Annotated in this window: 26 protein-coding genes; 19 read left to right on the top strand and 7 right to left on the bottom strand. The window is 69.5% G+C overall.

The features are described from left to right. Window positions 1-88: 88 nt before the first annotated feature. The 3 genes from J2126_RS20700 to fabD form a co-directional block, all read right to left on the bottom strand. Window positions 89-2,602, bottom strand: a complete 2,514-nt coding sequence (locus J2126_RS20700; RefSeq protein ID WP_209488716.1) for a hypothetical protein — start codon at window positions 2,600-2,602, stop codon at window positions 89-91. A gap of 130 nt (window positions 2,603-2,732) precedes the next feature. Further along, a complete protein-coding gene (gene fabG, locus J2126_RS20695; RefSeq protein WP_209488715.1) occupies window positions 2,733-3,476 on the bottom strand; it encodes a 3-oxoacyl-[acyl-carrier-protein] reductase in 744 nt (247 codons plus the stop codon). 134 nt (window positions 3,477-3,610) lie between these two features. After that, the gene (gene fabD, locus J2126_RS20690) at window positions 3,611-4,597 is read right to left on the bottom strand and encodes an ACP S-malonyltransferase (RefSeq protein ID WP_209488714.1); all 987 of its coding nucleotides are present in this window, start codon (window positions 4,595-4,597) and stop codon (window positions 3,611-3,613) included. A gap of 216 nt (window positions 4,598-4,813) precedes the next feature. Between fabD and J2126_RS20685 the strand changes: the two genes are divergently transcribed. The 6 genes from J2126_RS20685 (at window position 4,814) to J2126_RS20660 (ending at window position 9,528) form a co-directional block, all read left to right on the top strand. Beyond that, window positions 4,814-5,887: a polysaccharide deacetylase family protein gene (locus J2126_RS20685; protein WP_209488713.1), complete on the top strand. Its 1,074-nt coding sequence runs from the start codon at window positions 4,814-4,816 to the stop codon at window positions 5,885-5,887. A 421-nt stretch (window positions 5,888-6,308) separates the two neighbouring features. Next, window positions 6,309-6,761 carry a 30S ribosomal protein S6 gene (rpsF, locus tag J2126_RS20680; RefSeq protein ID WP_209488712.1) on the top strand — a complete coding sequence of 151 codons (453 nt, stop codon included), beginning with the start codon at window positions 6,309-6,311 and terminating at the stop codon, window positions 6,759-6,761. Continuing rightward, the gene (rpsR, locus tag J2126_RS20675; RefSeq protein ID WP_168456403.1) at window positions 6,761-7,021 is read left to right on the top strand and encodes a 30S ribosomal protein S18; all 261 of its coding nucleotides are present in this window, start codon (window positions 6,761-6,763) and stop codon (window positions 7,019-7,021) included. Before rpsF ends, rpsR begins: the two co-directional genes overlap by 1 nt. A 139-nt stretch (window positions 7,022-7,160) precedes the next feature. Continuing rightward, window positions 7,161-8,114 carry a DUF2232 domain-containing protein gene (locus tag J2126_RS20670; protein WP_209488711.1) on the top strand — a complete coding sequence of 318 codons (954 nt, stop codon included), beginning with the start codon at window positions 7,161-7,163 and terminating at the stop codon, window positions 8,112-8,114. A 40-nt stretch (window positions 8,115-8,154) separates the two neighbouring features. Further along, complete coding sequence (rplI, locus tag J2126_RS20665; protein ID WP_209488710.1) at window positions 8,155-8,736, top strand: 50S ribosomal protein L9; 582 nt, start codon at window positions 8,155-8,157, stop codon at window positions 8,734-8,736. 372 nt (window positions 8,737-9,108) lie between these two features. Then, on the top strand, window positions 9,109-9,528 hold the full coding sequence (locus tag J2126_RS20660; protein ID WP_209488709.1) for a hypothetical protein: 420 nt from the start codon (window positions 9,109-9,111) through the stop codon (window positions 9,526-9,528). A gap of 21 nt (window positions 9,529-9,549) precedes the next feature. Here the strand turns inward: J2126_RS20660 and J2126_RS20655 are convergent, their stop codons facing one another. Next, window positions 9,550-9,879: a DMT family transporter gene (locus J2126_RS20655; RefSeq protein WP_024279705.1), complete on the bottom strand. Its 330-nt coding sequence runs from the start codon at window positions 9,877-9,879 to the stop codon at window positions 9,550-9,552. Between the two features lie 326 nt (window positions 9,880-10,205). On the opposite strand from J2126_RS20655, the gene J2126_RS20650 reads away from it, so the two are divergent. From J2126_RS20650 to J2126_RS20625, 6 genes are all read left to right on the top strand, one after another. After that, window positions 10,206-10,664 carry a PaaI family thioesterase gene (locus J2126_RS20650; RefSeq protein ID WP_348634356.1) on the top strand — a complete coding sequence of 153 codons (459 nt, stop codon included), beginning with the start codon at window positions 10,206-10,208 and terminating at the stop codon, window positions 10,662-10,664. After that, window positions 10,664-11,392: a DNA/RNA nuclease SfsA gene (gene sfsA / locus J2126_RS20645; protein ID WP_209488707.1), complete on the top strand. Its 729-nt coding sequence runs from the start codon at window positions 10,664-10,666 to the stop codon at window positions 11,390-11,392. Before J2126_RS20650 ends, sfsA begins: the two co-directional genes overlap by 1 nt. Window positions 11,393-11,486: 94 nt before the next feature. Further along, the gene (locus J2126_RS20640; RefSeq protein WP_209488706.1) at window positions 11,487-12,491 is read left to right on the top strand and encodes a L,D-transpeptidase; all 1,005 of its coding nucleotides are present in this window, start codon (window positions 11,487-11,489) and stop codon (window positions 12,489-12,491) included. Then, window positions 12,491-13,360 carry a penicillin-insensitive murein endopeptidase gene (gene mepA / locus J2126_RS20635; RefSeq protein WP_209488705.1) on the top strand — a complete coding sequence of 290 codons (870 nt, stop codon included), beginning with the start codon at window positions 12,491-12,493 and terminating at the stop codon, window positions 13,358-13,360. Before J2126_RS20640 ends, mepA begins: the two co-directional genes overlap by 1 nt. 120 nt (window positions 13,361-13,480) lie before the next feature. After that, window positions 13,481-13,768 carry an HdeA/HdeB family chaperone gene (locus J2126_RS20630; RefSeq protein ID WP_209488704.1) on the top strand — a complete coding sequence of 96 codons (288 nt, stop codon included), beginning with the start codon at window positions 13,481-13,483 and terminating at the stop codon, window positions 13,766-13,768. An 83-nt stretch (window positions 13,769-13,851) separates the two neighbouring features. Next, on the top strand, window positions 13,852-14,763 hold the full coding sequence (locus J2126_RS20625) for an alpha/beta fold hydrolase (RefSeq protein WP_209488703.1): 912 nt from the start codon (window positions 13,852-13,854) through the stop codon (window positions 14,761-14,763). A gap of 4 nt (window positions 14,764-14,767) precedes the next feature. Here J2126_RS20625 and J2126_RS20620 read toward each other — a convergent pair whose 3' ends face one another. Then, window positions 14,768-15,211 carry a nucleoside deaminase gene (locus J2126_RS20620; protein ID WP_209488702.1) on the bottom strand — a complete coding sequence of 148 codons (444 nt, stop codon included), beginning with the start codon at window positions 15,209-15,211 and terminating at the stop codon, window positions 14,768-14,770. Window positions 15,212-15,287: 76 nt separating this feature from the next. Here J2126_RS20620 and J2126_RS20615 point away from each other — a divergent pair, with 76 nt between their 5' ends. Then, the gene (locus tag J2126_RS20615; protein ID WP_209488701.1) at window positions 15,288-17,282 is read left to right on the top strand and encodes a pseudouridine synthase; all 1,995 of its coding nucleotides are present in this window, start codon (window positions 15,288-15,290) and stop codon (window positions 17,280-17,282) included. Between the two features lie 16 nt (window positions 17,283-17,298). After that, entirely contained in the window at window positions 17,299-17,850 is a 552-nt protein-coding gene (rsmD, locus tag J2126_RS20610) for a 16S rRNA (guanine(966)-N(2))-methyltransferase RsmD (RefSeq protein ID WP_209488700.1), read from the top strand. A 9-nt stretch (window positions 17,851-17,859) separates the two neighbouring features. Here the strand turns inward: rsmD and J2126_RS20605 are convergent, their stop codons facing one another. After that, a complete protein-coding gene (locus J2126_RS20605; protein WP_024279715.1) occupies window positions 17,860-18,135 on the bottom strand; it encodes a metal-sensitive transcriptional regulator in 276 nt (91 codons plus the stop codon). 140 nt (window positions 18,136-18,275) lie between these two features. On the opposite strand from J2126_RS20605, the gene J2126_RS20600 reads away from it, so the two are divergent. The 5 genes from J2126_RS20600 to J2126_RS20580 all read left to right on the top strand — a co-directional run bounded on the left by J2126_RS20600 (window position 18,276) and on the right by J2126_RS20580 (window position 23,550). Next, on the top strand, window positions 18,276-20,825 hold the full coding sequence (locus tag J2126_RS20600; protein ID WP_209488699.1) for a heavy metal translocating P-type ATPase: 2,550 nt from the start codon (window positions 18,276-18,278) through the stop codon (window positions 20,823-20,825). A gap of 56 nt (window positions 20,826-20,881) precedes the next feature. Beyond that, window positions 20,882-21,673 (top strand): ComF family protein, encoded by a 792-nt coding sequence (locus J2126_RS20595; RefSeq protein ID WP_209488698.1) that lies wholly within the window; start codon window positions 20,882-20,884, stop codon window positions 21,671-21,673. A 63-nt stretch (window positions 21,674-21,736) separates the two neighbouring features. Next, window positions 21,737-21,991, top strand: coding sequence for a glutaredoxin 3 (gene grxC, locus J2126_RS20590; protein ID WP_209488697.1), 255 nt, complete (start codon window positions 21,737-21,739; stop codon window positions 21,989-21,991). A gap of 192 nt (window positions 21,992-22,183) precedes the next feature. Then, on the top strand, window positions 22,184-23,053 hold the full coding sequence (locus tag J2126_RS20585) for a carbon-nitrogen hydrolase family protein (RefSeq protein ID WP_209488696.1): 870 nt from the start codon (window positions 22,184-22,186) through the stop codon (window positions 23,051-23,053). Further along, window positions 23,050-23,550 (top strand): DUF1178 family protein, encoded by a 501-nt coding sequence (locus J2126_RS20580; protein ID WP_209488695.1) that lies wholly within the window; start codon window positions 23,050-23,052, stop codon window positions 23,548-23,550. Before J2126_RS20585 ends, J2126_RS20580 begins: the two co-directional genes overlap by 4 nt. Window positions 23,551-23,553: 3 nt before the next feature. Here the strand turns inward: J2126_RS20580 and ubiG are convergent, their stop codons facing one another. Continuing rightward, complete coding sequence (gene ubiG / locus J2126_RS20575) at window positions 23,554-24,297, bottom strand: bifunctional 2-polyprenyl-6-hydroxyphenol methylase/3-demethylubiquinol 3-O-methyltransferase UbiG (RefSeq protein WP_209488694.1); 744 nt, start codon at window positions 24,295-24,297, stop codon at window positions 23,554-23,556. Window positions 24,298-24,306 lie beyond the last annotated feature (9 nt).

The following is a 24,306-nucleotide window of genomic DNA, read 5'->3' as shown; positions in this document are numbered from 1 at the left end:
CCTGAAGCGCCGCAACCTCGAAATGAAAACACCAACCGTGCCGCACCGCAATACGGCACGCGACGATTTGACTCAGGTGCTCGGCAGCTCAGGGCGTCGGGCCGGTGCAGACGTCGGAGCGCGTGGCCAGGGCCGACCACACCGCGCTCACCGCCGCGCGGTTGTTGCAGCGGTCGGGGGTGGGCTCCAGCTGCTCGTGCAGGTTCATCTGCACCGGCTTGGAGAGCCACCAGCTCATGGAGACCTGGCGGATCTTCTCCGGCGTCGCGGTGCCCACGGGGCAGCGGCCGGCGCTGTCCTCGGGCCAGACCTTGATCTGCACGAGGTTCACCGGGCAGCGCCCGCCGAAGCGGGCGTCGAGCCAGGCCGAGGCGTGGGCGACGGCAAGCCGGCCGCGTCCGCCGCGCACCGCGCCGATGGCGCCGAGCGGGCCGGCGACCTCGGGCAGCAGGCTGCTCTCCTCGGCATCCGGCACCACCACGCCGCGCGCGGTGCGCTCCTCGGTGAGCACGCTCTGGGGATCGTTGGAGATGACGAGGATGAAGGGCGCGAGCGCCGGCTCCACGTCCACGATGGCCTGCGCAAGTTCGAGGGCGCTCTCGGCCCCGAAATTCTCGAAATAGCCGCCGTCCACGATGCGGTCCACCACGTCCGTATCCACCTGATAGATGGCGCCCGGCGGCGAGATCACCGGGAAGCGGGCCGAGTTGGTGGCCGCCGTGGAGAGGCGCACGTCGAGGTCCGAGCGCACGAGGCTGTGGAAGTCGATGGCGTGGGTGAAGATAGGGCATTCGGCATTGGGGCCGCCGCTCGGGCAGCGGTTCGACGCCGCGTAGGTCGGCAGGAGATCGGTGGTGATGATCCGCTGGCCGGTCTCCACCGACGTGCCGTTGAGCACCAGATAGGGCACCCAGTGCGCGGGATCGCGCGGGGCGCCGAGGAACGGCTCGGAGAGGCGGCGCGCGGCGCCGGGGCCGGCCGGCGCGCCGGTCGCGCCCGCATGACGGGCGAAGCTCGCCTCCCAGGCCTCCTCCAGCAGCGCGGCACGGTCGCGCAGGAAGAGCTGCACCTGATCGTGGAAGGCGAGGCCGAAGAAGGTGGAGGTGAGGAAGTCGTCCGCCGTCATGCTCTCCAGGCAGTCGCGCCAGCCGTTGATGGCGCCGCCGAACCAGTGGGCCGGCGCCTCGGCGGGGCACGGCGGCGCGTTGCCAATGCGTCCGGACAGGGCGGCGGCCACCACCGCCGCGCCATAGGCGCCGCCCGAGACGCCGGAGATGGCGAACAGGCGGGTGGCGATGTCCTTGCTCTGGAGCTGCTGCCCGTCGAGCGCGCTCTGGATGGCCGGGGTGAAGCGCCCGTCGTCCCGGGCCGCGCGGCTCACCTTGGAGCCGTCGGCGCGGGTGAAGGCGAAGGCCTGCTTCTGGCGGTCGTAGTCCAGGAAATGGCCGATCACGCTGGCGGTGAAGAAGCCGGCCCGGCTCGCCCCGCCGGCGGCGGCGATAATGACGGGGCGCGGGCAGGAGGCGGGCATCTCGGCGCAGCCGTTGGCCTGCATCCACAGGTGGACCGCCTGCACGAGGCCGGTGCGCCGGTGCGCCGGCTCGTCGGCCACCACGGTGCGCACCGCGTGGTTGTCGCCGAACACATAGACGCCGACGGCCCCGGCGACGAACAGGCCGGTCAGGATCGGCACATGGAAGCGCCGCCCCACGGAGGAGAGGTAGGCGAGGATCGGCACCCAGCCGCCGAAGATCAGCGGCACGGCAAAAGCGAGCGGCAGCCGCGCCGCGAGCCAGTGCGGGCTCGCCACCAGCACCGCCACCACCAGCAGCGCGTAGACGAGGAGGACGAGGCGGCCGGTGGCGTGGAGCTGACCCTCGGCATCGTCCCGCCGGGGGGCGATGCCCAGCAGCGCGAACACCGGCTTCAGCCAGCGCCCCAGCACGCGGTCGAACGCCGCGAGGGCACCCACCCGCGTCAGCCGCCCGCGCAGCACGCAATAGAGATAGAAGAGCGGTGCCGCCGCCAGCATGGCCCACATCAGCACCGTAAGCTGGTGGTGGGCGGCCTCGATGGCCGGGCGGTCGGCGAGTGTCGGCAGGTTGGCGATGGCGGCATAGGCGCCGATCGCGAAGATCAGGAAGGGCAGCACCCCGATGAGGCGGGGCACCTCGCGCACCATGGCGGCCATCAGCCAGTCGTGCCCCGCAATGCCACGGCGGCCCGCGGCGGAATCGCGCCGGGCGACCTTGGCAGCGAGGCCGTTGTCCGTCTCCACCAGCAGCCGCGCGGCGTAGTGCACCGGCATGGCCCACAAGAGGAAGACGGCGCCGACGAGGGAGAGGATTGCGCGGGAGAGGCCGGCTGTCGCACCCACCGGGGCGCCGGCCATGGCGACATCGAGGGTCACGTCCTGCGCCTGCGTCACGCCCGCCATCAGCGCGAGGCCGAGGAGGACGCTGAAGAGCGGAACGCGCAAGACCCAGAGGACGAGCGCGAAATCGAGAATGCGGTCCCACACGCGCCCGACCCGGCCTTTCGGCCTCCGGCGCAACGACAGCTCAGCCGGCTGCGAGCCCGCGCGCACCCGCTCTATCCTCATGCGTGCCTCCCGTCCCCCGCACGCTTCTTGAAGATAGATCAGTTCCGATCCCGCTTACAACGTCCGCCCGGTTGAAGGTCCCGGGCGGACGCCGAAAAGCGGTATCGGAAGGCGTCAGATCATCGCCAGATCAAATCATCGCCATGCCGCCGTTGACGTGCAGCGTCTGGCCGGTGACGTAGGCGGCCTCGTTGGAGGCGAGGTAGACGCAGGCGGCGGCGATATCCTCCGGCGTGCCGAGCTTGTTGGCGGGCACGGCCTTGAGGATGCCCTCGCGCTGCTTCTCGTTGAGCGCGTCGGTCATCGGCGTGGCGATGAAGCCGGGGGCGATGCAGTTCACCGTCACCCCGCGCGAGGCGACTTCCTGCGCCAGCGACTTGGACATGCCGATCATGCCGGCCTTGGCGGCGGCATAATTGCCCTGGCCCGCATTGCCGGTGACGCCGACGATGGAGGTGATGGAGATGATGCGGCCGGAGCGGCGGCGCATCATGGTGCGCACGGCCGCGCGCGACAGGCGGAAGGCGGCGGTGAGGTTCACCGCGATCACCTGATCCCACGCCTCATCCGACAGGCGCATGAAGATGTTGTCGCGGGTGATGCCGGCATTGTTGACGAGGATGTCCACATGCCCGCCCAGCGCCTCCTCGGCGGCGGGGATGAGCTTCTCCACCTCTTCGGTGTTGCCGAGGTTGCAGGGCAGCACGATGACGCGCTCGCCGCCCATCTCTGCGGCGATGGCATCGAGCGCCTCGCGGCGGGTGCCGGAGACGGCGACGGTGGCGCCCTGGGCATGCAGCGCCTTGGCGATGGCGCCGCCGATGCCGCCGGTGGCGCCGGTCACGAGCGCGGTCTTGCCGGTCAAATCGAACATGTCAGCCCCCAGTTTCTTTCGGGTGTCGCGGCTTTTGCGCCGCCGGTTGTATCGGCTTGGTCGGATGGTGTCCCGACACAAGGGCGCCCTCGCCCGGATTTTTCCGGGGAGGGCGCCCGTGCGGTGAAAAAATGTCAGGCGGCGGAAGCGGCCGCGTTGCGGGCGGCGATGAAGGCCGCCACATCGTCGGGCGTGCCCACGGCGCTCGCCGCGATCTGCTTGTCGATGCGCTTCACGAGGCCGCAGAGCACCTTGCCGGCGCCCACCTCGACCACGCGGGTGACGCCCGCGCCGGCCATGTAGATCACGCTCTCGCGCCAGCGCACGGTGCCCGTCACCTGCTCCACCAGCAGGCGGACGATCTCGGCCGGGTCGGTCACCGGGGAGGCGCGCACATTGGCCACCAGCGGCACGCGCGGCGTCATCACGGTGGAGCCGGAGAGGGCCACTTCCATGGCCTCGGCGGCGGGGCCCATGAGGCGGCAATGGAAGGGGGCGGACACCGGCAGCAGCACCGCCTTTAGCGCGCCGCGCTCCTTGGCGATGAGAATGGCGCGCTCCACGGCGGCCCTGGTGCCGGAGACCACCACCTGTCCGGGCGCGTTGTCGTTGGCCGCCTCGCACACGTCGTCGCCAGCGGCTTCCGCCGCCACCGCGACGGCCTGGTCGTAATCTAGGCCGAGCAGAGCGGCCATGGCGCCTTCGCCCACCGGCACCGCATCCTGCATCGCGCGGCCGCGGATGCGCAGGAGCCGCGCCGCCTCGGTGAGGGTGAGCGCACCGGAAGCCGCCAGCGCCGAATATTCGCCCAGCGAATGGCCGGCGACGAAGGCCGCCTCGCGGGCGAGATCAAGCCCCGCTTCCGATTCGAGAACCCGAAGGGCGGCAATGGATACCGCCATCAGCGCCGGCTGGGCGTTGGCGGTGAGGGTCAGCACATCGGCCGGACCGTCCCACATGATGCTGGTGAGGCTGTCGCCGAGGGCGGCGTCCACTTCCTCGAACACGGCCCTGGCGGCGGGGAAATTGTCGGCAAGGGCCTTGCCCATGCCCACGGCCTGGCTGCCCTGACCGGGAAAAATGAAGGCGGTCTGGGGTGTTGTGCGCGACCCTTCGGTCATGGGCGGCCCTCCGGCTGGAAATTGGGGAGCGGAGAGACACCGGGATTGTGGGGGAGTCAAGGCAAGGTAACCGGCGGCACGCCGATGGCGCGATTGTCAACCCGTCCTTACGATGAGGAAACTGGGGGTTGGCCACGCCCGCTTCACAATTTATCCATAACGAGCGATGGACATTGGGCGCCGACAGGTACGTCCGCATCAGAAAGTGGTTCCGCCGTGAAGCCTGAAGTGAAGGCCATCCGGGGATTTCCGGCGCTTCTTGCCGCCGCGCTCCTCTCCGCCACCGTCATCGTCCCCGCCTGCGCGCAGACGCTGACGCCCTCCGGCACTGCGCCTTCCGCGCCGCCCACCTCCACCTTCACCCCGGCGAAGCCCGCGCTGATGACCGGCCCCGTGCCCTCCTCCATGATGGAGCCGGCCCCGGCCAACCTGCCGGCGAGCACCGGCATGGCCGCCCCGGCGGCGGCCTCCGGCGGGACCGACCCGCACAATCTCGTCGCCTATTCCTCGGCGGTGGTGGATGGCCCCTACATCGCCATCACCTTCGACGACGGCCCGAACCCCGAGACCACCCCGCGCCTCTTGAAGATGCTGGAGCAGCGCGGCATCAAGGCCACCTTCTTCGTGCTCGGCAGCCGCGCCGTCGCCTCGCCCAACATCATCAAGCAGATGATCGCGCAGGGGCACGAGGTGGCGAACCACTCCTGGGATCATCCCCAGTTGCCCAAGATCCCGCAGGCTGCCGCCGACAAGCAGATCGGCGACACCAACGCCGCCATCGAGCAGATCACCGGCCTCAAGATCCGCAACGTGCGCCCGCCCTACGGCGCCATGACCCCGGCGCTGCGCGCGCACCTGCGCGAGAAATTCGGCTCCACCTTCATCTACTGGTCCGTGGACCCGCTGGACTGGAAGGACCGCAACCCGCAGCTTATCCACGACCGCATCGTGAACAATGTCCACGCGGGGGCGATCATCCTCGTGCACGACATCCACCCGACCACGGTGGACGCCATGCCGAAGACGCTCGATGACCTTCTGGCCAAGGGCTACAAGTTCGTCACCGTCGCCCAGCTCATCGCCATGAACAAGGGCGTGCCGGAACCCAAGGTCGCCGCCCTCAACCCGGCGCCGAAGAAGAAGCCGAAGCCCCAGGGCACGGCTGCGACGGCCAGCGCCAGCACCACCGGCTCCACCGCTGCGAAGCCGGCCTCCACCGCTCCCAAGCCTGTCAGTGCCAGGCCGGCGTCGACAGCGCCGCGCCCGCCGGCCAGCGTCGGGCTGTATTGAGGGGCCGGTTTAACCGCCCTCGCGCCCCGGACGCATGCAGCGATAACGGAATGCACCGGCCGTGCCCCCTCTCCCCTTGCGGGAGAGGGGAGGACCAGCCCCACTGCGCGGGAAACTTTACGCTGGCCCCCGGCTCGGCGCTCCGGCTGTGCCGTCGCTGCTCCGGGGAACCTGGACGGGTTCCCCGCCTTGCCTTTCCCCCGAAACCTGCTATACGCCCCGCTTCCGTCGCACCCGGCCGGGGGCTGAACGGACGGTCTTCTTTTGTCGCGGCCCATCCTCCGGGGTGGCCAAGGTTCAGGAAGGCAGGGTGAGAGCCCGTCGTCCCGTGTCCCCGCCTTCCGAGCTTCGCGCCTTTCCGAAAGGCAAGAAGGGCTTGGCGCCGGTGGGCGGAAAAGTGAAACCGAAAGGCAGTGAACACATGCCGCTCTACGAGCACGTGTTCCTCGCGCGCCAGGATGTCACGGCGCAGCAGGTCGAGGAACTCACCACCCGGTTCAAGGGTGTTATCGAGGCGAATGGCGGCTCGGTCGGAAAGACCGAGTATTGGGGCGTGAAGTCCCTCACCTATCGCATCAACAAGAACCGCAAGGCCCACTTCACCCTGCTCAACATCGACGCCCCCGCGGCGGCGGTGCAGGAGCTGGAGCGCCAGCAGCGCATCGACGAGGACGTCCTGCGCGTCCTCACCCTGCGCGTCGAGGAGCATGAGGAGACTCCCTCCGCCATGCTCCAGAAGCGTGACCGGGACGATCGTGGCGAGCGCGGAGAGCGTGGCGACCGCGGTGATCGTGGTGACCGCTTCGGCGGCCGCGAGGATCGCCCCCGCCGTCCGCGTCCGACTGAAGAAGTGCAGGCCGAGGAGGAGAACTGATGGCTTTCGCATCGTCCGGTGGTGCCGGCGGCGGCCAGCGCCGTCCTTTCTTCCGCCGTCGCAAGACCTGCCCCTTCTCCGGCCCGAACGCGCCGAAGATCGACTACAAGGATGTGCGTCTCCTGCAGCGCTACATCTCCGAGCGCGGCAAGATCGTGCCCTCGCGCATCACGGCGGTCTCCGCCAAGAAGCAGCGCGAGCTGTCCGCCGCCATCAAGCGCGCGCGGTTCCTGGGCCTGCTGCCCTTCGTGATCCGCTGATCGCGTGATCCGCTGATCCGGTTCGCCCTCCTCCGGGAGGGCGAACCTATTTTAAGACGCGCTTCGGGGAATGACCCCCGGATCGTCTGCTGGGGCGGAAATCCCGCCTCTAACCGCACCCGCGGGACAGCTTGTCGAGATGGTGTACCTTCTTCTCACAGGCGTGGCTGCCGGCCTCGCATCCGCCCTTCTTGCCGCCGGAGCCGCGGCGGGATCGGCGCTGGCCGTGCCCCTGTTCTATCTCTCGCCCCTTCCGGTGATGATCGCCGGCATCGCCTTCTCGCCGCTTTCGGCGCTGGTGGCGGTCCTCGTGGGCGGCGCAGGCCTCGGCCTCGGCTTCGGCGGCACCTTCCTCCTCACCTATGTGGTCAGCCTCGGCGGGCCGGCGTTCGCCCTGGCCTATGCGGCGATGCTGGCGCGGCCCGATCCGGCCGGCCGCGACGGGCTGGTGTGGTTCCCGGTGGGCGGGCTGGTGCTGCTCTCCGCCGGGCTTTCGACGCTCGCGGTCATCATCGCCTTGTTCGCCGTGGCGGGGGATTACGAGACCTACCGCCGCGCGGTGATCGCCGCGTTCGAGGCGCTGCTCTCGGGCCAGGTGCTGCCCGGCGCTGAGCCGGCCGATCCTTCCGCCGTCGGCGCCCTCGTCGCACGCCTGCTGCCGGGCATGGCGGCGGTGATGTCCATGGTCTCGCAGCTCGTCTGCCTTTATCTCGCGGCCCGCGCCGCGCGGATCTCCGGCCGCCTCAGGCGTCCGTGGCCGAACCTGTCGGCCGTCCGCCTGCCGCCCGCGACCTCGCTGGTGCTGGCGGTGGCGATCGCCCTGTCCATGGCCGGGGCGATGCTGGGGCTGTCGGCCTCCGCCGCCGCCGCGACGCTGGTGTGCGCCTACGCGCTCGCGGGCTTCGCCGTGGTGCATGCCGTGACCATCGGCCATTCGGCCCGTTTCCTCATCCTCGCCGGGCTGTGGCTCACCACGGCCATGCTCGGCTGGCCGGTCATCGCCATGGCGGTGCTCGGCTTCGTCGACGCCATGTTCGACTTCCGCTCGCGCATGGGCTCCGGGCAAAGCCCGCCCGCCGCGAACGACCGCTGAAATTCAACCAAATCCAACGATCAGAGACAGGAGAACCAAAATGGACGTCATTCTTCTCGAGCGCGTCGCCAAGCTTGGCCAGATGGGCGAAGTGGTGAAGGTGAAGGACGGCTTCGCCCGCAACTTCCTGCTGCCCAACGGCAAGGCCCTGCGCGCCACCAAGGCGAACAAGGAGCGCTTCGAGACCATGAAGATCGAGCTCGAGGCCCGCAACCTGGAGCGCCGCAAGGACGCCGAGGCGGTGGCCGAGAAGCTCAAGGGCCAGGCTGTCATCATGATCCGCCAGGCGGGCGAGAGCGGCCAGCTCTACGGCTCGGTCTCCACCCGCGACATCGCCGACGGCTTCACCGCCTCTGGCTTCCACCTCGATCGCGGCCAGATCGTGCTCAACCACCCCATCAAGACCCTCGGCCTGCACGTGGTGCCGGTGAGCCTGCACCCCGAGGTCGAGGTGACCGTGCAGGTCAACGTCGCCCGCAACGCGGAAGAGGCCGAGCGCCAGTCCCGCGGCGAGGACGTGCGCACCGCCCGTGACGAGGACGCCGAGATCGAGGCCGAGCTCGCCATCGAGCGCGCCGCCGTGGCCGCCGAACTCGCCGCCGAGGAAGGCGAGGAAGCCTGATATCGGTTTGAGGCCTGCGCTGGCGCTCCGGCGCCGGTTTCAAGCCCTGAACACGGCGTCCCGGCCTCACCGCCGGGGCGCCGTTTTCGTTTCCGGGTGCGGGCTCCGGCTCGCATTCCGCTTTGTCCGGTCGTCATGCCCGGCACAAGCCCGGCCATGACGGCGGTATGGGAGGCCCCACCGGCCTTGCCGCCCCTCACATCGCGCTGCCTTTGCGTGGCGCCCGGCGCCTCGTTCCCCGGACAAGCGACGGCGCGACAGGCTGATGCGGCAGGATACCGTCAGCCGCGCGTCTCCATTAGACTCCCCCCGTTTCATCCGCCGCCGGCCCGACCGGCACCCGTTTCAGTCATGTCATTGGAGCTGCCCGCCATGGCGCGCGCCCGTACCGCCTATCTCAACCGGGCCGATGTGCCCGACCGTGCCGCGCTTCAGGCGGCGCTCGATGCCTTCAAGCTCAAGCTGGTGCTGGATGACGGCTATGTGCCGCTGGAGACCTCCGGCTACTTGCCCTGCACCCTCCACGGCGAGGATGCCGGCTTCACCCTGCGGTTTCGCGACGTGGGGGAGGATGGCGGCAAATATCCCGCCCTCGCCCCCATGCTGGGCGCGCGGGACGTGGCCGCCGACATCAAGTGGAGCGGCGACATCCGCGAGGAGGTGAGCGCCATGGCGGTGCTCGCCGCCCTCGCCGGCGCGTTCGGCGCCGTGGTGCATGACGCGGAGAAGGATGCGCTCATCGCGGCGAAGACGCTCCTCGCCCGTGCCAGGGAAGGCGCCGAGGAGCTGTAGGCGCCTTGCCGGCGCTTCGCCTCAGTGGGCGACGCTCTTCGACAGCAGGTTGATGACCACCACGCCGGCGATGATGAGCCCGAGGCCGATCAGCGCCGCGAGGTCCAGCTTCTGGCCGTAATAGATCCAGGCGAAACCCGTGACGAGCACGATGCCGACGCCGGACCAGATGGCATAGGCGATGCCCACCGGCAACGTGCGCAGGGTAAGCGACAGGCAGAAGAAGGCGATCGCATAGCCGATCACCACGATGACCGAGGGGCCGAGCTTGGTGAAGCCTTCCGCCGACTTTAGGGCCGAGGTGGCGATGACCTCCGCGACGATGGCGATGAGAAGATAGACGTAGCTCATGTGCGGCCCCCCGCTGCGCCCCGCAGCCCCTCGCGCAGAAGAGGCGCCGGCCCCGCCGCTGTCAACGCGGGGAATGCCCGCCTCTTCCGGCAACCTCCAATCTCCAACCTCCAACCACAACCGCCGTCGCCCTCCGGCCTGCCGGAGGGCCCATCCCGTCCTCAGCACCAGCGACGAAGGCCGGGACAAGCGGCGCCATGGGTCCGCCGGTTGAACCGGAGGACGGCGGCGCCTGAACGGCGTGAGCGCTCCCTACCCTCCCGCTTCCAGCACCGCGATCACCCGGCTATGGTCGCCCCTCCCCTTCCCCCAGCATGACGGCGACCGTGACCGAGCCCTTCACCCCCCGTGATCCCGCCTATGAGACCAAGGTGCGCGACAGCTTTGCCCGCCAGCCCTTCATGACCCTCATCGGCGCCGAGCTGGGCGCGGTGGCGCCGGGGCGGGTGGAGATCGTGCTGCCCCATGCGGAGAAGGTGACCCAGCAGCACGGCTATTTCCACGGCGGCTCCATCGGCGCCATCGCCGACACGGCCGGGGGCTATGCCGCCTTCAGCCTGTTTCCGCCGGACTCCACCGTGCTGACGGTGGAGTACAAGATCAACATCATGGCCCCCGGCAAGGGCGAGCGCCTCGTCGCTGTGGGCGAGGTGACGCGGGCGGGGCGCACCCTCACCGTCGCGAAGATCGAGGTCTATGCCGAGGCCGGCAGCACCCGCACCCATTGCGCCACCGCCACCCAGACCCTGATGTGCCTCGCCGGCCGCCCCGACGCGCGCGCCTGATGCTGTTCGCCGCCCCTTTGCTGCCGGGCCGGCTGGTGCGGCGCTACAAGCGTTTCCTCGCCGACGTGGTGCTGGACGACGGCACCGAGACCACGGCGCAAATCACCACGGCTCATGTGGCGAACTCCGGCGCCATGCTGGGGCTCGATGCCCCCGGCAGCCGCGTGCTCCTCTCCCGCTCGCTCAACCCGGCCCGCAAGCTGGCCCTGAGCTGGGAGCTGGTGGAGGCCGATTTCGGCGCCGGTCCGGAATGGGTGGGGGTGAACACCATGCACCCCAATCTGCTGGTCGCAGAAGCCATCGCCGCCGGCCAGGTGCCGCCCCTCTCCGGCTATGCTCGCATGCGCCGCGAGGTGAAGTACGGCAAGGCGAGCCGGGTGGACATCAAGCTGGAGGACGACGCCCGCCCCGACTGTTTCGTGGAGGTGAAGAACGTCCACCTCATGCGCGCCCCCGGCAAGGCCGAGTTCCCCGACTGCGTGACCGCGCGCGGCGCGAAGCATCTGGAGGAACTGGCCGGCGAGGTGGCGGCCGGACGGCGGGCGGTGATGGTCTACATCAGCCAGATCGGCTCGGCGGATTCGATCGCCCTCGCCCGCGATCTCGACCCCGGATATGGGCGCGCCTTCGACCGGGCGCGAGCAGCCGGAGTGGAGGCCATCGGCCTCGCCTGCCGGATCACACCGGAAGGTATCTGGGTGATCCGCACCGTGCCGATGCTGGGGTGAGGCGCCGATTCGAGAGCTGACACCATTGGACACGCACTGAACCCCGGGCGAAAACGTGGTGAAACCCGATTCGGAAACCTGGGGTGAATCGCCGATGGCCGACCCGTTCAGCCTCTCCCGCCGCGGAACCCTGAAACTCGCCGCAACCCTCGCCGGTGCCGTGGTGGCCGACGCCCTGCTGCCCGCCATCGCCGCCGACGATCCCGACCTCGCCGAGATTAAGGCCCTGAAACCAGGCACTTACGTCTGGTATCCCGAGCGCGCACCGGACGGCTTCGTGGCCATCGTGGTGAATCTGACGGACCAATTGTGCTTCGTGTACCGCAACGGTGTCCGGATAGGGGCCTCCAGGGTCTCCACCGGCAAGGACGGGCACGAAACCCCTACCGGGGTATTCACGATCCTGGGCAAGGACGTGGACCACCATTCCTCGCTTTATAACGACGCTTCAATGCCTTACACGGAGCGCCTGACGTGGTCGGGCGTGGCTCTGCATGCGGGTGGGTTACCGGGATACCCCTCGTCCCACGGGTGCATTCACCTGCCTCTTGAGTTCTCGAAGCTCGTCTTCGGCATCACCCATCTGGGCACCCCGGTGATCATTGCAGACAGCCATTCGGCGCCAGAAGATGTTTTAAATCCGGGACTTATCATGAGCGAGGGTCTGGAGCAGCAGCTCGCCACCTCCGCCACCGGCCAGGGTGCCCCGCAGGATGCCACCGCCGCCCCGGAGCCGGTCTCCATGGTGGTGAGCCGGGCCGATTCGTCCATCACCGTCCTGAAGGGCGCCCAGACCGCCGTGCAGGGTCCGGTGACCATCCGCGATCCGCAGAACCCATTGGGAAATCTCGTTTATGTGCTCATGAGCAAGGACGGCAGCGCGCCCCGCTGGAGCGCCGTTTCCTATGAGGGCAGCGGCGTCGCGGCCGGTCAGGCGCAGGATGCGCTGGCCCGGATCAGCGTCGATCCCTCGATCAACAAGCAGGTGGCGGCGCTGGTGACGCCGGGCGCGACGCTCTTCCTCACCGACCTCCCCGCCCATCCCGGCACCCGGAGCGACGGCGGATTTGTTGTGATGAAGCAGAAGGTTACGAGCTGATGCGCCGGCTCGCCGCCGCCCTCGCTCTCGTCCTTCTGGGCACCGCCGCTCATGCCCAGAGCAAGCCCCCGGTGCCTGCGAAGGAACTGTTCGGCCGCGCCACCCAGCCGGCCCCCATGGCTGCGCGTAGCATCGGCTTCTATTCCAAAGGCTGCCTTGCTGGCGGCGAGGCCTTGCCGGTCAACGGTCCGAACTGGCAGGTCATGCGCCTCTCCCGCAACCGCAACTGGGGGCATCCGGACCTCGTTGCCTTCCTCGAGCGCTTCTCGGCGAAGGTGCCGCAAGTGTCTGGCTGGCAAGGCATTCTCGTCGGCGACATGGCCCAGCCGCGCGGCGGCCCCATGCTCACCGGCCATGCCTCCCACCAGATCGGCCTCGACGCCGACATCTGGCTCACCCCCAGCCCCGGCCGTGAACTGAGCCGCGAGGAACGCGAGAAGCTCTCCGCCTCCATGATGGTCCGCGCCGACCGCAAGGACATCGACCCCGCCAACTGGCGCCCGGACACCTGGAAGGTCATCCGCGCCGCCGCCGTCGAGCCGCGGGTGGAGCGCATTTTCGTCAATGCCGCCATCAAGAAAGCCCTGTGCCGGGAGGCGACGGGCGACCGCTCTTTCCTCGCCAAGGTGCGGCCCTATTGGGGGCATGACTACCACATGCACATCCGCCTCACCTGCCCGGCCTCCAGCCCCGATTGCCGGCCACAGGAAGCCCCGCCAACCGGCGAGGGCTGCGGATCGGAGCTGGACTGGTGGTTCTCTGACGCGGTGCTGCACCCCAAGCCCGAGAAGGAACCCTCCAAGCCCAAGCCGCCTCTCACCCTCGCCGATCTGCCGGACGCCTGCGCCGCCGTGCTCGACGCGCGGTGAATGTGGCGTGCTCGCGCGATCTTGCTTTCAGGACATGCCCCGCCCCGTCTGGTGCCGCCAAGCTCTCGGGCGCATCATGGCACCGCAGGCCGAACGGCCGCCGCATCCTGGGAGGACGCAATGCTGAAACGTCTGGGCGTCGGGGCCATCATTCTCATGGCGGGTCTTGGCCCCGCGGCGGCCGAGAAGTGGGATCTCTCCACAATGACCTGCCAGCAATTCCTGCAGGCGGACAAGGATACGATTACTATCATCCTGACGTGGCTGGATGCCTACTACAAGGATGACGACGCGCCGCCGGTGATCGACACGGACAAGTTCGTGAAGAATGCCGAAAAGCTCGCCGGCTTCTGCGCCAAGTCTCCGAGCCTCGGCCTCATAACTGCGGCCGACGAAGTCTTCGACTGAGCATGGAACCGCTGCTGCGCCCAAGCCTTCCATAGCCGTCCGCAATTCCGGCCGCCGCTCAGCCGGCGGCGAGAGGAGGTTTCATGTCCGAACTGTCTGATCTTTTTCCCGGATTTGCCTCGCACTACGTGGACACGAAGGCTGGCCGCATTTTCCTCCGGCAGGGGGGAGCGGGCGCTCCCCTGCTGCTGCTGCACGGCTTTCCCCAGAGCCACGTGATGTGGCACCGCATGGCGCCGAAGCTCGCCGAACAGCACACGCTCGTCATCCCCGACCTGCCCGGCTACGGCTGGAGCGCGGCACCCGAAGGCGGGGCCGACCATTTCCCCTATTCCAAGCGCGCCATGGCCGCCGCCATGGTGGAGGTGATGGAAAACCTCGGCTTCGCCCATTTCTCGGTCATGGGCCATGACCGGGGCGCGCGGGCCGCTTACCGCCTGGGGCTGGATCATCCGGGCCGCCTCGACCGGCTGGTGCTGCTCGACATCGTGCCGACCTACGTCATGTGGCACCGCATGGACCGGGCACGGGCGCTGCAGGTCTATCACTGGTCCATGCTCGCCCAGCCGAAGCCGCTTCCGGAGAAGCTGGTGGGCGCCAACCCTGCCTGGTTCCTCGACTGGACCATGGCGAGCTGGACAGCGCACAAGGACATCTCAGCCTTCGATCCGCGCGCCATGGCGGCCTATCGCGCGGCCATCTCCTCGCCCGACCGGCTGCACGCCATGTGCGAGGACTACCGCGCCGGCGCCACCATCGACCTTGCCCATGACGAGGCCGACCTCGCGGCAGGTCGCACCCTCTCCTGCCCCACCCTCGCATTGTGGGGCGCCGCCGGCATTCCGAGCCGGGGCGCGAGCCCGCTGGAGGCCTGGAAAGCTTTTGCACCGCAGGTGGAGGGGCAGGCCATCGAGGCGGGCCATTTCATTGCGGAGGAGGCCCCGAAGGCGACGCTCGATGCGGCAATCCCTTTCCTGGCGCAGGGCCGGTCGTAACGGCCTATCGGCGTTCCTGGAAGAAGGCGCGCAGCACTTCCGCCGCCTGCCGCTCGGCAATGCCGCCATAGACTTCCGGCGTGTGATGGCAGGTCGGCTGGGAGAAGAAGCGCGGGCCGTGCTCCACGGCACCGCCCTTGGGATCCGGCGCGCCGAAGTAGAGCCGGCGGATGCGGGCGAAGGAGAGCGCCGCCGCGCACATGGCGCAGGGCTCCAGCGTCACATAGAGATCGCAGTTCATCAGCCGCTCGGATTTGAACTGCGCGCCCGCCGCGCGGATCACCAGCATCTCCGCATGGGCGGTGGGGTCGTTCAGCTCGCGGGTGCGGTTGCCATCGCGGGCGACGACTTCCGATCCGCGCACCAGCACCGCGCCCACCGGAACCTCGCCCCGCTCGGCCGCCGCGCGCGCTTCGTTGAGCGCCATCTGCATGAACGTTCCCGACATGGTGCCTGCCGCCCCCGATCCCGCCCGGCGCATCGCCGCGCTCGCCGCGCAGCCTGCGCTGTGCTAACTCCCCCTCATGCCGCGCACATCACCGCCCCGCAAGGACAAGAACCGCGTTCCGCGCCAGAAGCGAGAACTTCCCGCCGCCCCCCAGAAGGAGGCGGAGCGCGTCGCCAAGGTCGTCGCCCGCGCCGGCCTCGGCTCGCGCCGCGAGATCGAGGAATGGATCGAGGCCGGCCGTGTGGCCGTGAACGGCGAGGTGCTCACCAGCCCCGCCGTCACCGTCACGCCGGCCGACGCCATCACCATCGATGGGGAGCCGCTGCCCGAACGCGAGCGCACCCGCCTCTTCCTGTACCACAAGCCCAAGGGCGTCGTGACCACCAACCGCGACCCGGAAGGCCGTACGACGCTGTTCGAGATCCTGCCGAAGGGCCTGCCGCGCCTCGTCAGCGTGGGCCGGCTCGACCTCAATTCCGAAGGCCTGCTGCTGCTCACCAATGACGGTGGCCTCGCCCGTGTGCTGGAGCTGCCCGAGACCGGCTGGCTGCGCCGCTACCGCGTTCGGGCCAACGGCGAGATCGATCAGGCGAAGCTCGACACGCTGCTGAAGGGCATCACCGTGGACGGCGTGGAGTACGGCCCCATCGAGGCGGAACTCGACCGCGTGCAGGGCGCCAATGCCTGGATCACCGTCTCCCTGCGCGAAGGCAAGAATCGCGAGATCCGCAACGTGCTGGGCGCACTCGGCCTGGCCGTGAACCGGCTGATCCGCGTGTCCTATGGGCCGTTCCAGCTGGGCGAAATTCCCGAAGGCAGCGTCGAGGAGGTCCGCACCCGCGTGCTGCGCGACCAGATCGGCGCCGACCTCGCCGCCGCCGCGGGAGCGGACTTCGCTGGCCCGCTGGTGGAGCGCGAGATCGAGGAAGTGCCGGTCCGGCCGGCCTACCGTCCGGCCGGACGCAAGCAGGCTGCGGCCGACAAGGCCGGTGGTCTGAAGGTCCCCGCGCGGCGCACCACTCGGGAGCGTGAAGACTTCGACGCGCCGGTGGAGGATGTCATCCGCCCAGCCGCGCCGCGTGTGCGCCGTCGCGCCAGCGAGGAGCATGGCACCGAGCGCGTGGGCACCGTCGCCGACCGCAAGGGCCGCGCGGTCAAGGTCGAGCGGGTGCGGGCGCCGAAGGACGAGGCACCGCGCGGTGCCCGGCCGGCCGGCCGGTCCGCGTCTGGGGAAAGCGAGGGCCGTCCCTTCCGCAAGAGCCGCGAGGAGGGCGCAGGGGATCGTCCGCGCCGCGCCGGCCGTCCCGCCTTCCGCGATGACGCGCCACGCGGGCGCGGGCCGCGTGAGGAGAAGGAAGATTTCCGCCGCCGCCCCACCCGCTCCGGCGGCGGCGACGAGCGGCCCCGCCGCTATGAGGACGACGGCGGCGTCAAGCGCTCCGGCCCCCGCCGCGAGGGCGAGCGCCCGCAAGGCGACCGCCCGTTCCGCTCGCGTCCGGAAGGGCGCAACGGCGATTTCGGTGACCGGCCGACCCGAAGCCGCAGCTTCGGCGGCGACCGCCCCGAGGGCGACCGTCCGACCCGCCGTCCGCGCCCCGAGGGTCGTGGTGGCGACTTCGGTGACAAGCCCGCCCGCAGCCGCAGCTTCGGTGGTGACAGGCCCGAGGGCGATCGCCCCGCCCGTGCCCGGCCCCGGCCGGAAGGACGTGGCGGCGACTATGGCGATAAGCCTGCACGCCCACGCAGCTTCGGCGGCGATCGGGCGGAAGGCGATCGCCCCACCCGTGCCCGGCCCCGACCGGAAGGACGAGGCGACTTCGGCGACCGGCCGCCGCGTGAGCGCAGCTATGGCGACAAGCCGGCTGGCCGCACCCGTTCGTTCGACGATCGTCCGGGCGGTAGCAAGCCGGCGGGACGGCCGGGCGGAAAACCCGGCGGCTTCGGCGCGAAGGGCCCGAGCAAGGGAGGCGGAAAGCCCGGTGGTCGTCCTTCGGGCGGCAAGCCGGGTGGCAAGCCCGGTGCGGGACGCTCCGGTGCTGGCAAGCCGGGCGGTCCGCGCGGCAAACGCTGACACAGGCTTCTGACCCATGCGCATCGTGGGCGGCCGCCTCAAGGGACGGGCTCTGAAAGGCCCGTCTTCCAGCCTCACGCGGCCGACCTCCGACCGGCTGCGCGAGAGCCTGTTCAACGTGCTCGCTCATGCCTATGGCGACCCGTCCGAGGGCGCGCGCGTGCTCGACCTGTTCGCCGGCACCGGCGCGCTGGGCATCGAGGCCCTGTCGCGGGGGGCGCGCTTCGCGCTGTTCGTGGAGGAGGCGGCGGAGGCGCGGGGCCTCATCCGCGACAATGTGGAGGCGCTCGGCCTCACCGGCGTCACCAAGGTCTTCCGCCGCGACGCGACCCGCCTCGGCGAAATGGGACCAGGAGAGCCTTATGGGCTCGCCTTCTGCGATCCGCCCTATGGCAAGGGCCTCGCCGAGCAGGCAATCGTGGCGGCGGTCGAGGGCGGCTGGCTGACGGCGGATGCCCTGCTGATCGTCGAGGAACGTACCGGCCTGTTCGTCACGCCCGACGGCTTCCGCGAGATCGAGCGGCGCGCCTACGACGAGAGCGAGCTGACCTTCATCGAGCGGACCTGAGTCCGGCCCTCACCGCTCGCTGCGGACGATGACCTCCATCAGCTCGGCCACTTTGCGGCGCTGGTCCTCCGCGTCGCCGGAGCGGATGGCGTGCTCGACGCAATGGCCCACATGATCCTTCAGCACCTCTTCCTCCACCCGCCGCAAGGCGGCGCGGACGGCGGAGAGCTGGGTGATGATGTCGATGCAGTAGCGATCCTCCTCCACCATGCGGGAGAGGCCGCGCACCTGGCCCTCGATGCGGCTCAGGCGCTTCTGGACTTGTTCTTTGGTCGGGCTGCGCATGGCTTGCCTTATACCCCCCATGGGTATATTGGACAAGAGAGATACCCCCAGGGGGTTTATTGCTGCCTTGAACATGAGCCAGCGCAAGGCCACCTGCCCTGATGCGGCCTAACGCTGGCAGCCGGATTTGCGGAGCCGCCATGGCACAGGATCATTCATCGCACGACCATTCCTCCCACGGCGGCGATTGCTGCGGCGGCAAGGCCCCGCCCCCGCTCGACCTGTCGGCCGCCGCCAGGCCGGTGCTGCCCGAGACGGTGAAGGATCCCGTCTGCGGCATGGACGTTAAGACCGACCCGGCCGCCGGCAAGCCCACGACGGAGCATGAGGGGCGGACCTATTTCTTCTGCTGCAACGGCTGCAAGACCAAGTTCGAGGCCGCGCCCGAGACTTATCTGGCGCCCGTGAAGGACCCCGTGTGCGGGATGATGGTGTCCCCCGGCTCGGCGAAATATTCTGCCCGGCACGAGAAGAAGCCCTATTTCTTCTGCTCCTCCTCCTGCGAAACCAAGTTCAAGGCCGATCCGGTGCGCTACGTGGGCGGAAGCGCCCCGCCGCCGCCCGTCGAGGTGGCGGCCGGCACCATCTACACCTGCCCCATGGACCCGGAGATCCGGCAGATCGGGCCGGGCACCTGCCCCATCTGCGGCATGGCGCTGGAGCCGGAGGTGGTCACCCTCGACGACGGACCGAACCACGAGCTGGTGGACATGACCCGCCGCTTCTGGATCGGCCTCGCCCTGACACTTCCCGTCTTCGTGCTGGAGATGGGCAGCCACCTCTTCGGCTGGTCGCCGCTGCCGCAGCAGATGTCGAACTATGTGCAGTTCGCCCTCGCGACGCCCGTGGTGCTTTGGGTGGGCTGGCCTTTCCTCCAGCGCGGCTGGCTGTCGCTGAAGACGCGGCATCTCAACATGTTCACCCTCATCGCCATGGGCACGGGGGTGGCCTATCTCTATTCGCTGGTGGGAACTTTCGCGCCCGGCCTGTTCCCGCACGATTTCCACGCCCATGGCGGCGGCGTTCCGGTCTATTTCGAGGCGGCGGCGGTCATCACGGTGCTGGTCGCGCTCGGGCAGGTGCTGGAGCTGCGGGCCCGCGACCAGACATCGAGCGCGATCAAGGCCTTGCTCTCCCTCGCCCCCAAGACCGCGCTGCGCATCCGGGCCGATGGCTCGGACGAGACCATCGACCTCGGCCTCGTCGCCCCCGGCGACCGCCTGCGCGTGCGCCCCGGCGAGAAGGTGCCGGTGGACGGCACGGTGGCAGACGGCCGCGCCGTGGTGGATGAAAGCCTCGTCACGGGCGAGTCGCTGCCCGTCTCCCGCGAACCCGGCGAGAAGGTGATCGGCGGCACGGTCAACGCCTCCGGCGTCTTCACCATGAAGGCGGAGAAGGTGGGCAGCGACACCCTCCTCTCCCAGATCGTGCAGATGGTGGCGCAGGCGCAGCGCTCGCGCGCGCCGATCCAGCGGCTGGCGGATCAGGTCTCCGGCTGGTTCGTGCCGCTGGTGTTCGCCGCCGCCGTTATTGCCTTCGCAGTGTGGATGGCGGTTGGCCCCGAGCCCCGGCTCACCTTCGCGCTGATGGCGGCCGTGAGTGTGCTCATCATCGCCTGTCCCTGCGCCCTCGGCCTCGCCACCCCCATGTCGGTGATGGTGGGCGTCGGCCGCGGCGCCCAGCTCGGCGTGCTGGTGCGCAACGCCGAAGCGCTGGAGCGCATGGAAAAAGTGGACGCGGTGGTGGTGGACAAGACCGGCACCCTCACCGTGGGCAAGCCCAAGGTGATCGCCGTGCGCGCCTTCAACGGTCGCGACGAAAGCGAGGTGCTGCGCCTTGCCGCCGCGCTGGAGCGGTCGAGCGAGCACCCGCTCGGCGCCGCCATCGTGCATGAGGCTTCAGCGCGCGAGCTCGTCACATCCGAGCCGACCGGGGTCGAGAGCCCAGCCGGCAAGGGCATCGTCGGGCAGGTGGAAGGGCATGTCGTTGCCGTGGGCCATGCCGCCTTCATGAGTGAGATCGGTGTTCACACCGATCACCAGACGGCAGTTGCCGAGAGTTTCCGCCGCGAAGGCGCGACGGCGGTGTTCGTCGCCATCGACGGCAAGGCCGCCGGCCTCGTCGCCATCGCCGATCCCGTGAAGGATACGACCGAGGCCGCGCTGAAGCGCCTCCAGCAGGATGGCGTGCGTGTGGTCATGCTCACCGGAGACAACCGCACCACGGCTCTGGCCGTGGCCAAGCGCCTCGGCATCACCGAGGTGGAGGCGGAGGTTCTGCCCGCCCGCAAGGCCGAGGTGGTGGAACGGCTGCGCAAGGAAGGCCATGTGGTTGCCATGGCCGGCGATGGCGTGAACGACGCCCCCGCCCTTGCCGTTGCGGATGTGGGCATCGCCATGGGCACGGGCACGGACATCGCCATGGAAAGCGCGGGCATCACCCTGCTCAAGGGTGACCTCGCCGGCATCGCCCATGCCCGCGCCCTGTCCCGAGCCACCATGGCCAACATCCGCCGCAACCTGCTGTTCGCCTTCCTCTACAATGCGGCCGGCGTGCCGATCGCGGCCGGCGTGCTCTATCCAAGCCTCGGCCTGCTCCTGTCGCCCATGGTGGCGGCGGCGGCCATGGCGCTCTCCTCGGTCAGCGTCATCGCCAACGCCCTGCTGCTGCGGACCTTCACGCCGCGCTGAAATAGCCCGGCTTTACAGGCACCGCCCGCGGACGGAAGATCGATCCGGGGGCGGTCATGGGGCTTTCAGCGGCGGGCATTTCGGAGCGGATCGGCCGGGCGGGCGCCGCCGCACGCGGCCTCGGTTCCGCTCTGCTCGGCCTCGCCCTTCCGCCCACCTGCATCGCCTGCGGCGACATCACCGGCGCGGCGGGGGGATTGTGCGGCCCGTGCTGGGGCAGGCTCTCCTTCATCAGCCGGCCCTATTGCGAGCGGACGGGCGCGCCGTTCAGCCACGATCCCGACCGCGTGTTCGGCGATGGGTGGGTTTCCGCCGAGGCCCTCGCCGATCCGCCGGCCTATGATCGCGCACGCGCGGCGGTGACCTTCGACGACGTGGCCCGCGGCCTCGTCCACAAGCTGAAATATGCCGACCGTCTCGACCTCGCCGCGCCCATGGCCCGGATGATGCTGCAGGCCGGCACGGACCTCACCGCCACGGCGGAGATCATCGTGCCGGTGCCGCTCCATCCGCTCAGGCTGTGGCGGCGCAAGTTCAACCAAGCGGCGCTGCTCGCCCGGCACATCGGGGCGGCAACCGGCCTCAAGGTGGATTCGACCGCGCTGGTGCGCCGACGCCGAACGCCCTCGCAGACGGCGCTGGGCCGCGCCGCGCGTCGTGCCAATGTCGCCGGTGCCTTCGCGGTGCAGCAGAGCGCCACCCACAGGATCGAGGGCCGGCGCGTGCTTCTGGTGGACGATGTCTACACGACCGGCGCGACGCTTGATGTCTGCGCCCTCGCACTGCGGCGGGCGGGCGCGGCAGGCGTTGACGCGCTGACGTTCGCGCGGGTTGTCGAATTCGGCTGACCCCTTATGATACGACGCTTTCGTGACGGCACGCCCCCTGGCCGTCCTACCTGTCGTGACATGATGAAACCCATCGAGATCTATACCAAGAGCTGGTGCCCCTATTGCCATTCCGCCAAGGAATTGCTGCGGCGCAAAGGCTTGACCTTCACCGAACTCGACGTCACCACCGACGCCGAAGGCCAGCAGGAGATGATCCGGCGCGCCAATGGCCGCACGTCCGTGCCGCAGATTTTCATCGGCGAGACCCATGTGGGCGGCTGCGACGATCTCTATGCCCTCGAGGAGGCCGGCCGGCTGGACGTACTGGCGGCTTGATGGCGGTCCCGGGAAACATTGCGCGGGGCAGGCCGACGGCCGACCCGTGCATTCTCGCTGGGAAGAGCCTATCTGTCTGATGTCGCGCCGTGCCGGGCGCGATACGGCGATCCTGGCTCCGGCGGCAGCGAAAGAGCAAGCCCCATGACCCCCTCGGAACCGACTCCGGCCAATTCCGCGTCTGAACCACGCATGGGCTCGACGCTCCGCGTTGGCCTGGTCCAGCTGCGCAGCGGCCGCGAGCCGGCGGCGAACCTCGATGCCGCCGCCGCCCTCATCCGCGAGGCGGCGCGCGACGGTGCGCAATACGTCCAGACGCCCGAAGTCACCAACATCATGGAGCTGGACCGCAAGGTCCTGTTCGAGAAGCTACAGGACGAAGGCTCCGACGCCACCCTCGCCTCCCTGCGGCAACTGACGCGCGAACTGGGCATCACCCTGCATATTGGTTCGCTCGCCCTCAAGGTCTCCGACGCGAAGGCCGTCAACCGCGGCTTCGTCATCGACCCGGACGGCGAGATCAGCGCCCGCTACGACAAGATCCATATGTTCGACGTGGACCTCGGCAATGGCGAAAGCTACCGCGAGTCGAACGCCTACCGGCCCGGCGAGCGCGCCATCCTGACCGACGTGGACGGCATCCGCCTCGGCATGACCATCTGCTACGATTTGCGCTTTCCCTCGCTCTACCGGGCGCTCGCGGAAGGCGGCGCCAAGGTGCTCACCGTGCCCTCAGCCTTCACCCGGCCCACGGGCGAGGCCCACTGGCACGTGCTGCTGCGCGCCCGCGCCATCGAGAACGGCGCCTATGTCCTCGCCGCCGCCCAGGGCGGACGGCACGAGAATGGTCGCGACACCTACGGCCATTCGCTGGTCGTGGACCCCTGGGGCCGTGTCATCGCCGAAGGCGGCACCGATCCGGGGGTCATCCTGGCCGAGATCGACATGGCGGAAGTCGCCGCCGCCCGGGCGCGCGTGCCGTCCCTCGCCAACGGCCGCCGGTTCGAGATCGCGGAGCCGGGACAGATCGGCCACCTCCACGTGGTGCGTGCCTCCTCATGATCCGCTACACCCTCAAGTGCGACGACGGCCACGAGTTCGAAAGCTGGTTTCCGTCATCCGCCAGCTACGACACCCAGCGGGGCCGCGGCCTCGTCACCTGTCCCACCTGCAATTCGGCGCAGGTGGACAAGGCCGTGATGGCGCCCTCCGTCGCGCGCACGGACAAGGGTGGGCCGGCGCAGGAGCCTGCGGCGGAGTCCGGGAGCGCATTGGCAGGCGCGCCGGTCGGAGGGCCCGCCGTGGAGGGCACGCCAGTGCCGATGATGGCCCGGCCCGACGGCGAACTGCGCACACTCATGCGCCAGTTGCGCGACCACATCGTCGCCAACTCCGACTATGTGGGCGACAGCTTCGCCGACCTCGCTCGCAAGATGCATGATGGCGAGATCGAGCACCGCCCTATCCGCGGCGAGGCGACGGTGGACGAGGTCAAGGCGCTGCACGAGGACGAGGTGGAGATATTCCCTCTGCCCGTGTTGCCGGAAGATCGGAACTGAGGCTCAGGCCTCGCGCTCGGCCACCATGAAATAGTTGACCGACAGGTCCTCCGTCAGCCGGAAATCCCCGGAGAAGGGCTCGTAGGCGAGGCCCACCTTCTCCCGCGCGGTGAAGCCGGCTGCGGCGAGCGTCGCCTCCAGTTCCTCCGGCGTCACGAACTTCTCCCAGCGATGGGTCCCGGGCGGCAGCCAGCGCAGGACATATTCGGCACCGACGATGGCGAGGGCGAAGCTCTTGGGCGTGCGGTTGAGCGTGGAGAGCACCAGCACGCCGCCCTCCGCCACCAGACGCCCGGCGGTGCGCACGAACAGGCCGACATCGGCCACATGCTCCACCACCTCCAGCGCCACCACCACATCGAAGCGCACGCCGCGCTCGGCCAGCACCTCGGCCGTCTCCGCCTCGTAGGTCACCGTGAGACCCGACTGGGCGGCATGGGCGCGGGCGATGTCCACATTGCCGGGGGCGGGATCGATGCCGGTCACGTCCGCGCCCATGCGGGAGAGCGGCTCGCTCAGGAGCCCACCGCCGCAGCCGATATCGAGGAGGGTGAGGCCCTTCAGCGGGCGAAGCGAGCGGGCGTCACGGGAGAAATGGCGCACCAGCGTGTCGCGCAGGAAGGCGAGGCGCGCGGGGTTCATGGCGTGCAGCGGCGCCATCTTGCCCTTCACGTCCCACCACTGGGCCCCGAGCGCATCGAAGCGGGAGACCTCTTCCGGGTCAACCGTGGCGTTCATCTGCGGCATCACGGCCTC

The organism is Xanthobacter flavus, from assembly GCF_017875275.1.
GTDB classification, from domain to species: domain Bacteria; phylum Pseudomonadota; class Alphaproteobacteria; order Rhizobiales; family Xanthobacteraceae; genus Xanthobacter; species Xanthobacter flavus_A.
Note: the sequence above shows the minus strand (reverse complement) of the source record. Positions and strands in the feature narration are given on the sequence as shown.

Coding starts and splice junctions, on each gene's coding strand:
- J2126_RS20615 (WP_209488701.1), top strand. CDS start 15,288: ATGCCGCGCACATCACCGCCCCGCAAGGACAAGAACCGCGTTCCGCGC.
- ubiG (WP_209488694.1), bottom strand. CDS start 24,297: ATGCCGCAGATGAACGCCACGGTTGACCCGGAAGAGGTCTCCCGCTTC.
- sfsA (WP_209488707.1), top strand. CDS start 10,664: ATGCTGTTCGCCGCCCCTTTGCTGCCGGGCCGGCTGGTGCGGCGCTAC.
- fabG (WP_209488715.1), bottom strand. CDS start 3,476: ATGTTCGATTTGACCGGCAAGACCGCGCTCGTGACCGGCGCCACCGGC.
- J2126_RS20620 (WP_209488702.1), bottom strand. CDS start 15,211: ATGTCGGGAACGTTCATGCAGATGGCGCTCAACGAAGCGCGCGCGGCG.
- grxC (WP_209488697.1), top strand. CDS start 21,737: ATGAAACCCATCGAGATCTATACCAAGAGCTGGTGCCCCTATTGCCAT.
- J2126_RS20640 (WP_209488706.1), top strand. CDS start 11,487: ATGGCCGACCCGTTCAGCCTCTCCCGCCGCGGAACCCTGAAACTCGCC.
- J2126_RS20625 (WP_209488703.1), top strand. CDS start 13,852: ATGTCCGAACTGTCTGATCTTTTTCCCGGATTTGCCTCGCACTACGTG.
- J2126_RS20630 (WP_209488704.1), top strand. CDS start 13,481: ATGCTGAAACGTCTGGGCGTCGGGGCCATCATTCTCATGGCGGGTCTT.
- fabD (WP_209488714.1), bottom strand. CDS start 4,597: ATGACCGAAGGGTCGCGCACAACACCCCAGACCGCCTTCATTTTTCCC.
- J2126_RS20700 (WP_209488716.1), bottom strand. CDS start 2,602: ATGAGGATAGAGCGGGTGCGCGCGGGCTCGCAGCCGGCTGAGCTGTCG.
- J2126_RS20600 (WP_209488699.1), top strand. CDS start 18,276: ATGGCACAGGATCATTCATCGCACGACCATTCCTCCCACGGCGGCGAT.
- J2126_RS20655 (WP_024279705.1), bottom strand. CDS start 9,879: ATGAGCTACGTCTATCTTCTCATCGCCATCGTCGCGGAGGTCATCGCC.
- J2126_RS20585 (WP_209488696.1), top strand. CDS start 22,184: ATGGGCTCGACGCTCCGCGTTGGCCTGGTCCAGCTGCGCAGCGGCCGC.
- rplI (WP_209488710.1), top strand. CDS start 8,155: ATGGACGTCATTCTTCTCGAGCGCGTCGCCAAGCTTGGCCAGATGGGC.
- rpsR (WP_168456403.1), top strand. CDS start 6,761: ATGGCTTTCGCATCGTCCGGTGGTGCCGGCGGCGGCCAGCGCCGTCCT.
- rpsF (WP_209488712.1), top strand. CDS start 6,309: ATGCCGCTCTACGAGCACGTGTTCCTCGCGCGCCAGGATGTCACGGCG.
- J2126_RS20605 (WP_024279715.1), bottom strand. CDS start 18,135: ATGCGCAGCCCGACCAAAGAACAAGTCCAGAAGCGCCTGAGCCGCATC.
- J2126_RS20580 (WP_209488695.1), top strand. CDS start 23,050: ATGATCCGCTACACCCTCAAGTGCGACGACGGCCACGAGTTCGAAAGC.
- mepA (WP_209488705.1), top strand. CDS start 12,491: ATGCGCCGGCTCGCCGCCGCCCTCGCTCTCGTCCTTCTGGGCACCGCC.
- J2126_RS20660 (WP_209488709.1), top strand. CDS start 9,109: ATGGCGCGCGCCCGTACCGCCTATCTCAACCGGGCCGATGTGCCCGAC.
- J2126_RS20595 (WP_209488698.1), top strand. CDS start 20,882: ATGGGGCTTTCAGCGGCGGGCATTTCGGAGCGGATCGGCCGGGCGGGC.
- rsmD (WP_209488700.1), top strand. CDS start 17,299: ATGCGCATCGTGGGCGGCCGCCTCAAGGGACGGGCTCTGAAAGGCCCG.
- J2126_RS20670 (WP_209488711.1), top strand. CDS start 7,161: ATGGTGTACCTTCTTCTCACAGGCGTGGCTGCCGGCCTCGCATCCGCC.